We start from the raw sequence: 10,792 nt of genomic DNA on the forward strand, positions 1-10,792 counted from the left end.
GTATGTGTGATATGATGTTTTTATAAGTTTTATACATACTACATAAATATAGATTAAATAAGATAAGTGGTGAGAATATGATTTTTGTATTGGATGTAGGGAACACAAATGCTGTACTAGGCGTATTTCAAGATGGGGAACTTCGTCAGCATTGGCGTATGGAAACAGATCGTCACAAGACGGAAGATGAATATGGAATGCTTGTAAAGCAGTTACTTGAGCATGAGGGTCTTTCATTTGAAGATGTGAAAGGTATTATTGTGTCTTCAGTTGTACCACCAATTATGTTTGCTTTAGAGCGCATGTGTGAAAAGTATTTTAAAATTAAACCGCTTGTAGTAGGGCCCGGGATAAAAACAGGGCTAAATATTAAATATGAAAATCCGCGTGAAGTAGGCGCAGACCGAATTGTAAATGCAGTAGCGGGAATCCATTTATATGGAAGTCCGCTTATTATTGTCGATTTCGGTACGGCTACCACATATTGTTATATTAACGAAGAGAAGCATTACATGGGTGGAGTTATTACACCGGGAATTATGATTTCAGCGGAAGCCTTATATAGTAGAGCGGCAAAACTTCCTCGTATTGAAATTACAAAACCAAGTAGTGTTATTGGGAAGAATACAGTAAGTGCGATGCAATCTGGTATTCTTTACGGATATGTTGGACAAGTGGAAGGTATTGTTAAGCGTATGAAAGAGGAAGCTAAACAGGAACCAAAAGTTATTGCAACAGGTGGATTAGCGAAATTAATTTCAGAAGAATCAAATGTAATTGATATCGTAGATCCGTTTTTAACGTTAAAAGGTTTGTATATGTTATATGAACGTAATGCAAATTTACAGTATGAGAAAGGTGAATAAATAAGTATGAAAGATTATTTAGTAAAAGCTTTAGCATTTGATGGAGAAGTACGTGCGTATAGTGTGCGTACAACAAATACAGTAAGTGAAGCGCAAAGACGTCACGACACGTGGAGAACTGCTTCAGCAGCGCTTGGCCGTTCTTTAACTGCGGGTACAATGATGGGTGCGATGTTAAAAGGTAATCAAAAGTTAACAATTAAGGTAGAGGGTAACGGTCCGATTGGTCCAATCTTAGTGGATGCTCATGCAAATGGGGATGTACGTGGTTATGTAACGAATCCGCATGTTGATTTTGAAGGAACAGAACAAGGAAAACTACGTGTATATCAAGCGGTGGGAACAGAAGGATTTGTAACTGTAATTAAAGATATTGGTATGCGCGAGCCGTTTATTGGTCAATCTCCAATTGTTTCAGGTGAATTAGGAGAAGACTTCACGTACTATTTTGCAGTTTCTGAACAGACGCCTTCTTCTGTTGGTGTTGGTGTTCTTGTAAATGGAGATGACAGCGTATTAGCGGCGGGTGGATTTATCCTTCAAATTATGCCGGGCGCGCAGGAAGAAACAATCTCATTCATTGAAGATCGTTTGCAAAAAATCCCTCCTGTATCAACATTGATCGAACAAGGTCTTTCTCCAGAAGAGCTACTATATGCAGTTCTTGGGGAAGATAAAGTAAAAGTATTAGAAACTATGGATGTTCAATTTAATTGCACTTGCTCACGTGAACGTATTGAGAGTGTGTTAATTAGTTTAGGTAAAACAGAATTAGAGCAAATTCGTGAAGAAGAAGAAGAGACGGAAGTGCACTGTCATTTCTGTAATGAACGATATAAATTCTCTAAAGAAGATATTACAAGCATAATTGTAAACTTGTAATAAGGAAGTTTGGGTGGAGAATTGTTCGCTCGGATAGATTGACAAACAGGGAATTTTCTGACAAAATCTAAATATAGATAAAACCAATAAAAATACTCGGTGTTAGGAGTGACAGGAATGCGAGTGGCACAATCAGTTTCAGAATTAATCGGGAAAACGCCGATCGTTAAGTTGAACCGCATCGTAGAATCAGACAGCGCAGATGTATACTTAAAATTAGAATTTATGAATCCTGGGAGCAGTGTTAAAGATCGTATTGCATTAGCTATGATTGAAGATGCTGAAAAGAAAGGATTATTAAAAGAAGGCGATACAATCATTGAGCCAACAAGTGGTAACACAGGAATTGGTTTAGCGATGGTAGCGGCCGCTAAAGGATATAAGGCGATTTTAGTAATGCCAGAAACAATGAGTATTGAGCGTCGTAATTTATTACGTGCTTACGGTGCTGAATTAGTATTGACTCCAGGTCCTGAAGGAATGGGTGGAGCAATTCGTAAAGCGACTGAATTAGCGAAAGAGCATGGCTACTTTATACCGCAACAGTTCCAAAATCAATCAAATCCAGAAATTCATCGTTTAACAACAGGTCCAGAAATTGTTGAACAAATGGGTGATCAATTAGATGCGTTTATTGCAGGTATTGGTACAGGTGGAACAATTACTGGTGCTGGTGAAGTGCTGAAGGAAGCGTATAAAGATATTAAAATTTATGCAGTAGAACCTGCGGACTCACCAGTATTATCTGGTGGGAAGCCGGGTCCACATAAAATCCAAGGAATTGGGGCGGGATTCATCCCAGAGACATTGGATGTAAAGGTATATGATGAAATTATTCAAGTAAAAACAGAGCAAGCGTTTGAATATGCGAGAAGAGTGGCTAAAGAGGAAGGTATTTTAGTTGGTATCTCTTCAGGAGCAGTTATTTATGCAGCGACAGAAGTTGCGAAAAAATTAGGTAAAGGGAAAAAAGTACTTGTTATTATTCCAAGTAACGGTGAACGTTATTTAAGTACACCACTTTATCAATTTGAATCATAATTGAATGTGATTGAAAAGCATCCTTGAAAAAGGATGCTTTTTTCTTTTTGGATTGGAAATAGGAAAAGAGTGATTGACTAGAAAACTTCATGTAAAATAAGAGGTAGTATAATTAATTTATTTTCACTAACCTTCGAGTATAATCATTTTCTATATAAAGAGCTTATGTAGTTTGAGGTGGTTAATCTAAGAGGGTGGGATAAAAGAAGACGGGGTGTTGATATGCAACGAAGAAAATCTTTAGCGCTTTCTATTCCATATCAGTTAGATTTCTTTAAGCAATATAAATTTCTTTCTCAGGATAAGCCGCAACATGTTTTGCTAGAAAGCGGACGTGGCGGTCGTTATAACATAGTGGGGTTAAACCCAGTAGCGGTAATCCAAGGGAAGGATGAAACGTTACATATAAGCGAAAGTGGTAAGGAAACAATAAAGCGAGGGAATCCATTAGATTTAATGCAAGAATATATGGAAAAATGGAAAACAGACTACAATCCAGAGTACCCGCCGTTTCAAGGTGGTGCGATTGGCTACTTTAGTTATGATTGTATCCGTTATATCGAAAAACTCCCTTCTCTTGCAGAGGATGATCTGAATATACCCGATATATTCTTTTTATTATTTGACGATGTGTTCGTCTATGATCAAGAAGAAAAAGTATTGTGGATTATTACACATTATGTAGATAAGCATGCAGAGGCGGAAGAACGATTACATGAATGGAAGAATCTTTGGGCGGCAGAAGTGCCTGAAGTGACTATGTCGTTTGAACGTCCTGAAAAGAAAAATGAAGCGGTTGCTTTTACAGAAGAAGGCTTTATGAAGGCTGTTGAACGTATTCAAGAATATATTGGAAATGGTGATGTGTTTCAAGTAAACTTGTCGACAAGGCAAGAAAGAACTTTACAAACGCATCCGCTAGAAATTTATACAAGTCTTCGTAAAATTAATCCATCTCCATATATGGGATACTTGGAGCTTGGGGATTTTCAAATTGTTAGTGCTTCGCCTGAATTGCTAATTAAAAAACAAGGGCAAGAAGTAAGTACAAGACCAATTGCTGGTACAAGATCCCGCGGTGCGAATGAACAAGAGGATGAAGAATTAGCGAGGGAATTAATTGAGAACGAAAAGGAACGAGCGGAGCATGTAATGCTTGTAGATTTAGAACGAAATGATTTAGGGCGCGTTTGTAAATATGGCACTGTAGAAGTAGATGAATTTATGGTAATTGAAAAGTACTCACATGTTATGCATATCGTTTCTAATGTGCGTGGTGAGGTGGAAGAAGATAAGGATGCTTTCGATTTAGTGAAAGCTGTATTCCCTGGTGGAACAATTACTGGTGCCCCGAAAATACGTACGATGGAAATTATTGAAGAATTAGAACCTGTTCGCCGAGGGATTTATACAGGTTCAATTGGTTGGATTGGTTATTCTGGAGATACGGAATTGAATATTGTAATTAGAACGCTTCTTGCTAAAGATGGGCAAGCGCATGTGCAAGCAGGAGCGGGAATTGTAATTGATTCAAATCCGAAAAATGAATATAAAGAGTCGTTAAAAAAGGCAATTGCTTTATGGCGTGCAAAAGAAAGTAGCGAAGAAACGGTTAGGTGAGAGAAATGATATTAATGATTGATAATTATGATTCTTTTACATTTAATTTAGTGCAATTTCTTGGAGAACTTGGACAAGAGCTTGTTATTAAGCGTAATGATGAAGTGACTATTGCAGATATTGAGAATATGAAACCAGATTTCTTAATGATTTCACCAGGTCCATGTAGTCCCAATGAAGCGGGAATTAGTATGGAAGCTATTAAATACTTTGCAGGAAAGCTTCCGATTTTTGGAGTTTGTCTTGGGCATCAATCTATTGCGCAAGTCTTTGGTGGAGAAGTTGTTCGAGCAGAGCGATTAATGCATGGGAAAACGTCGCCTATGCATCATGATGGAAAGACGATTTTCTCGGACATTCCTAATCCATTTACTGCAACGCGTTATCATTCCCTTATTGTGAAGAAAGAGACGTTACCTGATTGCTTAGAGGTAACATCTTGGACAGAGGAAGGGGAAATTATGGCGCTTCGTCATACAACATTACCGATTGAAGGTGTGCAGTTCCATCCGGAATCTATTATGACTTCTCATGGGAAAGAATTATTACAGAATTTCATTCGTAAATATAGTCCAAGCGTGGCATCATGTTAATTTACGTAAATGGTGAATATGTAGAAGCGAATGAAGCGAAAATTTCTCCTTATGACCATGGTTATTTATACGGACTTGGAGTTTTTGAGACGTTTCGTATTTATAATGGTCATCCTTTCTTGTTGGATGATCATTATAAACGTTTAATAGATGCGCTAGATACATTGCAAATCAAATGGACAATGACAAAAGATGATGTAATGCTTATTTTGAAAAATCTACTCGTTAAGAATGAATTGGAGCATGCATATGTTCGTTTCAATGTATCGGCGGGTGTAGATGAAATAGGATTGCAAACGGAAATGTATGAAGAGCCGTCGGTTATTGTTTTTATAAAACCTTTACCAGCCCCAGGGGATATAGTGGAAAAAGAAGGGGTTGTTTTAAAACAAGTGCGAAATACACCAGAGGGTGCATTTCGCTTGAAGTCCCATCATTATTTAAATAACATTTTAGGGAAACGCGAAATTGGAAATGTTGTGGATAAGGAAGGTATTTTCCTTACTGAAGCAGGTTATGTTGCAGAGGGTATTGTTTCGAATCTCTTTTTTGTGAAAGACAATGTTTTGTATACGCCTTCGCTAAAAACGGGGATTTTAAATGGTATCACTCGTGCATTTATTATAAAGGTTGCAGAGGAGCTTCGTATAGAAATAAAGGAAGGTTTCTTTACGAAAGATGAATTGCTTTCAGCAGATGAAGTTTTTGTAACGAATTCCATTCAAGAAATTGTTCCGCTTTATCATATAGAGGGACGAGATTTCCCGGGTAAAGTCGGAATGATTACAAAAAGGTTTATGCATCTTTATGAAATGCAGAGAGAGAAATTGTGGAGTAGAAATGAATTGCGAAGAGGAGATGTGTAATTTGAAGTGGGATTATGATTTGCGCTGCGGCGAATATACATTGAATTTAAATGAAAAGACATTAATTATGGGGATTTTAAATGTAACGCCAGATTCATTTTCTGATGGTGGGAGTTACAACGAAGTAGATGCTGCGGTGCGCCATGCGAAAGAAATGAAAAATGAAGGTGCTCATATTATTGATATTGGTGGTGAATCTACTCGCCCGGGTTTCGCTAAAGTTTCGGTGGAAGAAGAAATTAAACGAGTTGTTCCGATGATCCAGACGGTTTCGAAGGAAGTGAAATTGCCTATTTCTATCGATACGTATAAAGCAGAAGTTGCGAAACAAGCAATTGAAGCTGGTGCTCACATTATTAATGATATTTGGGGGGCGAAGGCGGAACCGAAAATTGCTGAAGTTGCAGCTCATTATGATGTACCTATCATCTTAATGCATAACCGTGACAATATGAGTTATCGTAATTTAATGGCGGATATGATTGCTGATTTGTATGACAGTATTAAAATTGCTAAAGCTGCTGGTGTACGAGATGAGAATATTATTTTAGACCCAGGTATTGGTTTTGCTAAGACGCCTGAACAAAACTTGGAAGCGATGCGTAATTTAGAACAGTTAAATGTACTAGGTTATCCAGTTCTTTTAGGCACTTCAAGAAAGTCCTTTATTGGACATGTACTAGATTTACCGGTAGAGGAACGTCTTGAGGGAACTGGAGCTACCGTTTGTCTCGGTATTGAAAAGGGCTGTGAATTTGTTCGTGTTCATGATGTGAAAGAAATGGCGCGTATGGCTAAAATGATGGATGCGATGATTGGTAAGGGGGTAAAGTAATTGGATAAAATTTATATCCATGATATGGAGTTTTACGGTTATCATGGTGTATTCCCAGAGGAAAATAAATTAGGTCAGAGGTTTAAAGTTGATTTAACGGTAGAATTGGATTTGAAACGTGCAGGAGAAAGTGATGACTTAGAGCATTCTGTCAATTATGGAGAGCTTTTTGAATTGTGTAGGAAAGTTGTCGAAGATAGAACGTATAAGCTTGTAGAGAGCATCGCTGAAAATATCGCTACAAATATATTGAAACAATATGAGAGTATTTCACGATGTACAATTAAGGTAATTAAACCAGATCCGCCGATACCGGGGCATTATCGCGCTGTAGCGGTAGAAATTACGAGAGAACGTTCATGAATAATATAGCGTATATTGCATTAGGTTCGAATATTGGAGAGCGTTATACGTATTTAACTGAAGCGATTCAGTTTTTAAATAAAAGTCCGTATATCCAAGTTGATGATGTTTCATCAGTGTATGAAACTGATCCAGTTGGCTATACTGACCAAAGTTGCTTTTTAAATTTAGTTATAAAAATTTCTACCAATTTATCACCACAAGAATTATTGAAAGTAACGCAAAAAGTAGAGAATGACCTAGGAAGAAAAAGGGAAATTAGATGGGGTCCGAGAACCATCGACCTTGACATCTTACTCTATAATCAAGAAAATATTGAAGCAGAGAATCTTATTGTTCCGCATCCGCGGATGTTCGAAAGAGCTTTTGTTATCGTTCCGTTGTTAGAAATTAATCAAGATATAAAACAAGACATTTCACGTTCACAAGTAGAAGAAATGAAAAGGCGAGAGGGAGTAACGGTATGGAAGCAGAAAAATGGGGAAGACGCATTCGTGCTTTTCGAAAGCTGAAAGGCTATACACAAGAAGGTTTTGCAAAAGAATTAGGGGTATCTGTATCTGTTTTAGGTGAAGTTGAGAGAGGGAATCGATCGCCTTCCCAAGATTTTGTAGTAGAAGTTGCTAAAGCATTAAAGGTCTCGATAGATGAACTAATGCCAAAGTAATTATGAAGGAAGGAGTAAATCGAGTGTTAAAGATTGCAAATATTGAGATGAAAAATCCGGTTGTACTAGCACCGATGGCGGGAGTGTGTAACTCTGCATTCCGTTTAACAGTAAAAGAATTTGGTGCAGGCTTAGTTTGTGCTGAAATGGTAAGTGATAAGGCGATATTACTTAATAATAAGAGAACGTTAGATATGTTATATATCGACGAGAGAGAAAAGCCATTAAGTTTACAAATTTTTGGTGGAGAGAAAGAAACGCTTGTAGATGCTGCGAAATATGTAGATAAATATACGACAGCAGACATTATTGATATTAATATGGGTTGTCCAGTACCAAAAATCACTAAGTGTGATGCGGGAGCAAAATGGCTTTTAGATCCAAATAAAATATATGAAATGGTAGCGGCAGTTGTAGATGCTGTTGAAAAGCCAGTTACAGTTAAAATGCGTATTGGTTGGGATGAAGAACATATTTTCGCAATAGAAAATGCTAGAGCTGTTGAGCGTGCTGGTGGACAGGCAGTGGCAGTTCATGGACGTACACGAGTGCAAATGTATGAAGGAAAAGCAGATTGGGATATTATTAAACAAGTAAAGCAAGCTGTGAATATCCCGGTTATTGGAAATGGTGATGTTGAAACACCGCAAGATGCGAAGCGTATGCTTGATGAAATTGGTGTAGATGGTGTTATGATTGGCCGTGCTGCTCTTGGGGATCCGTGGATGATTTATCGTACGGTAAAGTATTTAGAGACGGGTGAATTAATGCCGGAACCAACAGTGCGCGAGAAAATTGATGTATGTATGTTGCATCTAGATCGTCTTATCGATTTAAAGAATGAAAATGTTGCTGTAAGAGAGATGAGAAAGCATGCGGCTTGGTATTTAAAAGGTGTTCGTGGTAATGCGAGTGTGCGTAATGGCATCAATACTTGCAACACACGTCAAGACCTTGCGAATGTATTAGGTGCATTTGTAGAAGAAGTAGAAGCGAAACAACAAACAATTTATGTTGGTTAATAAGGGAATGTAGAAGATTGACATTCTTCTACACACTTCCTATAATTACGTGAAAGAAAGAAGAACTGCCAGTTAGTTGCTGGCAGTTTTTCTAGTTGAGTAGAAAATGCTATACTGTATATATTGTAAAAATTAATAGAGCTGGAGTGATATCAATATCATGGATAACATGAACCACGAAGAATTAAACGACCAATTGCTTGTTCGTCGTGAAAAGCTACATAATTTACGTGAGCAAGGAATCGATCCGTTCGGTAAACGATTTGAACGCACAAATTCAACAACGGACTTAGTAAGTCTATATGGAGAATTTTCTAAAGAAGAATTAGAAGAGAAAGAAATCACTGTTTCTATCGCTGGTCGTATTATGACAAAACGCGGTAAAGGAAAAGCTGGATTCGCGCACATTCAAGATTTACACGGACAAGTTCAAATTTACGTTCGTAAAGATACTGTTGGAGATGAAGAGTACGAATTATTTACGACAGCAGATTTAGGTGACTTAGTAGGTATTGAAGGTAAAGTGTTCAAAACGAACGTTGGAGAACTTTCAGTAAAAGCAACAGGATTTACACTTTTAACGAAATCCCTTCGTCCATTACCGGATAAATACCATGGATTAAAAGATGTTGAACAACGTTACCGTCAACGTTACTTAGACTTAATTACAAGTATGGAAAGTCGTGAAACATTTGTTACTCGTAGTAAAATCATTCGTGAGATGAGAAGATATTTAGATGACAACGGTTATCTTGAAGTAGAAACGCCTATGATGCACGCGATTGCAGGTGGAGCATCTGCTCGTCCTTTCACAACGCACCATAATGCGTTAGATATGGAATTATATATGCGTATCGCAATTGAACTTCATTTAAAACGTCTTATTGTGGGTGGATTAGAAAAAGTTTATGAGATCGGCCGTGTATTCCGTAATGAGGGTGTATCAACTCGTCATAACCCTGAGTTTACGATGATTGAATTATATGAAGCATATGCTGATTATAATGATATTATGAAACTAACAGAAAATATGGTTGCTCATATTGCGAAAAAAGTATTGGGTACAACAACGATCCAATATGGTGATTATGAAATTAATCTAGAACCAGAATGGACACGTCTTCATATGGTAGATGCAATTAAGCAACACTCTGGAGCAGATTTCTGGAATCCAATGAGTGTAGAAGAAGCGCGTGAACTTGCAAAAGAACATAATGTAGAAATTAAGGATACAATGGAAGTTGGTCATATTATTAATGAGTTCTTCGAACAAAAAGTAGAAGATAAATTAATCCAACCGACATTTATTTATGGTCATCCGGTAGAAATTTCGCCACTTGCGAAAAGGAATGACGAGGATCCACGATTCACAGATCGTTTCGAGTTATTTATCGTTGCACGTGAACATGCGAATGCATTCACTGAGTTAAACGATCCAATCGATCAAAAAGAACGTTTTGAAGCTCAATTAAAAGAGCGCGAGCAAGGTAATGATGAAGCTCACATGATGGATGATGATTATATCGAAGCTCTTGAGTACGGTATGCCTCCTACGGGCGGATTAGGAATCGGTATTGATCGTTTAGTTATGTTATTAACAAATGCACCATCTATTCGCGATGTACTATTATTCCCTGCTATGCGTCATAAGCAAGACTAAGCTTTGGAGATTTCTCCAAAGCTTTTTTTACTTTACTATGAGTGATTTGAAGGAAGTGGGTTTTGATAGGGATTGTTTAGAAATTATATTTATATAGAAGAAACATGCTATTTTTATGCTTTTTTACTAAGTTAAAAATTTTATTAGAAAAACTATTGCATTTTAATAAGCGAACTGGTATATTTATATTCGTTGCCACGAGAGGTAACAAAAGAAACAAACGAAAAATAACTTATTTAAAAAAGTTGTTGACGAAAATATAACAAAATGTTATATTAATAAAGTCGCTTCTGAGCGACGAAGTAGTTCTTTGAAAACTGAACGAAACAAACAACGTGAAACGTCAATTTTTATTTTTAGATGCTAGACAAACTAAC

The 10,792-nt window shown here is 37.2% G+C and carries 12 protein-coding genes; all 12 read left to right on the top strand.

The genetic code is table 11. The annotated features are described in order from the left end of the window. Window positions 1-77 precede the first annotated feature (77 nt). The 12 genes from JDS81_RS27350 to lysS all read left to right on the top strand — a co-directional run bounded on the left by JDS81_RS27350 (window position 78) and on the right by lysS (window position 10,415). Entirely contained in the window at window positions 78-866 is a 789-nt protein-coding gene (locus JDS81_RS27350; RefSeq protein WP_000578374.1) for a type III pantothenate kinase, read from the top strand. 6 nt (window positions 867-872) lie between these two features. Next, a complete protein-coding gene (hslO, locus tag JDS81_RS27355; protein ID WP_000656375.1) occupies window positions 873-1,748 on the top strand; it encodes a redox-regulated molecular chaperone HslO in 876 nt (291 codons plus the stop codon). Between the two features lie 117 nt (window positions 1,749-1,865). Further along, window positions 1,866-2,789: a cysteine synthase A gene (gene cysK, locus JDS81_RS27360; RefSeq protein ID WP_001261721.1), complete on the top strand. Its 924-nt coding sequence runs from the start codon at window positions 1,866-1,868 to the stop codon at window positions 2,787-2,789. 222 nt (window positions 2,790-3,011) lie between these two features. Beyond that, window positions 3,012-4,409, top strand: a complete 1,398-nt coding sequence (trpE, locus tag JDS81_RS27365; protein WP_097954953.1) for an anthranilate synthase component I — start codon at window positions 3,012-3,014, stop codon at window positions 4,407-4,409. A gap of 5 nt (window positions 4,410-4,414) precedes the next feature. Then, the gene (gene pabA / locus JDS81_RS27370) at window positions 4,415-5,002 is read left to right on the top strand and encodes an aminodeoxychorismate/anthranilate synthase component II (protein WP_000602280.1); all 588 of its coding nucleotides are present in this window, start codon (window positions 4,415-4,417) and stop codon (window positions 5,000-5,002) included. Then, the gene (gene pabC, locus JDS81_RS27375; RefSeq protein ID WP_000909854.1) at window positions 4,996-5,868 is read left to right on the top strand and encodes an aminodeoxychorismate lyase; all 873 of its coding nucleotides are present in this window, start codon (window positions 4,996-4,998) and stop codon (window positions 5,866-5,868) included. The genes pabA and pabC overlap by 7 nt, the downstream gene beginning before the upstream one ends. Continuing rightward, complete coding sequence (folP, locus tag JDS81_RS27380; RefSeq protein ID WP_141499451.1) at window positions 5,843-6,703, top strand: dihydropteroate synthase; 861 nt, start codon at window positions 5,843-5,845, stop codon at window positions 6,701-6,703. The genes pabC and folP overlap by 26 nt, the downstream gene beginning before the upstream one ends. Further along, a complete protein-coding gene (folB, locus tag JDS81_RS27385) occupies window positions 6,704-7,066 on the top strand; it encodes a dihydroneopterin aldolase (RefSeq protein ID WP_000358065.1) in 363 nt (120 codons plus the stop codon). Continuing rightward, a complete protein-coding gene (folK, locus tag JDS81_RS27390; protein WP_001059455.1) occupies window positions 7,063-7,578 on the top strand; it encodes a 2-amino-4-hydroxy-6-hydroxymethyldihydropteridine diphosphokinase in 516 nt (171 codons plus the stop codon). Before folB ends, folK begins: the two co-directional genes overlap by 4 nt. After that, entirely contained in the window at window positions 7,530-7,733 is a 204-nt protein-coding gene (locus tag JDS81_RS27395; RefSeq protein WP_000387027.1) for a helix-turn-helix domain-containing protein, read from the top strand. Before folK ends, JDS81_RS27395 begins: the two co-directional genes overlap by 49 nt. A 23-nt stretch (window positions 7,734-7,756) precedes the next feature. Beyond that, a complete protein-coding gene (dusB, locus tag JDS81_RS27400) occupies window positions 7,757-8,755 on the top strand; it encodes a tRNA dihydrouridine synthase DusB (protein ID WP_000912241.1) in 999 nt (332 codons plus the stop codon). A 160-nt stretch (window positions 8,756-8,915) separates the two neighbouring features. After that, window positions 8,916-10,415, top strand: coding sequence for a lysine--tRNA ligase (gene lysS / locus JDS81_RS27405; RefSeq protein ID WP_097954951.1), 1,500 nt, complete (start codon window positions 8,916-8,918; stop codon window positions 10,413-10,415). Window positions 10,416-10,792: the final 377 nt, after the last annotated feature.

It is taken from the genome of Bacillus cereus group sp. N31, assembly GCF_016483245.1.
GTDB classification, from domain to species: Bacteria; Bacillota; Bacilli; order Bacillales; family Bacillaceae_G; genus Bacillus_A; species Bacillus_A toyonensis.

Coding starts and splice junctions, on each gene's coding strand:
- hslO (WP_000656375.1), top strand. CDS start 873: ATGAAAGATTATTTAGTAAAAGCTTTAGCATTTGATGGAGAAGTACGT.
- JDS81_RS27395 (WP_000387027.1), top strand. CDS start 7,530: ATGGAAGCAGAAAAATGGGGAAGACGCATTCGTGCTTTTCGAAAGCTG.
- folK (WP_001059455.1), top strand. CDS start 7,063: ATGAATAATATAGCGTATATTGCATTAGGTTCGAATATTGGAGAGCGT.
- folP (WP_141499451.1), top strand. CDS start 5,843: ATGAATTGCGAAGAGGAGATGTGTAATTTGAAGTGGGATTATGATTTG.
- trpE (WP_097954953.1), top strand. CDS start 3,012: ATGCAACGAAGAAAATCTTTAGCGCTTTCTATTCCATATCAGTTAGAT.
- cysK (WP_001261721.1), top strand. CDS start 1,866: ATGCGAGTGGCACAATCAGTTTCAGAATTAATCGGGAAAACGCCGATC.
- JDS81_RS27350 (WP_000578374.1), top strand. CDS start 78: ATGATTTTTGTATTGGATGTAGGGAACACAAATGCTGTACTAGGCGTA.
- lysS (WP_097954951.1), top strand. CDS start 8,916: ATGGATAACATGAACCACGAAGAATTAAACGACCAATTGCTTGTTCGT.
- pabC (WP_000909854.1), top strand. CDS start 4,996: ATGTTAATTTACGTAAATGGTGAATATGTAGAAGCGAATGAAGCGAAA.
- pabA (WP_000602280.1), top strand. CDS start 4,415: ATGATATTAATGATTGATAATTATGATTCTTTTACATTTAATTTAGTG.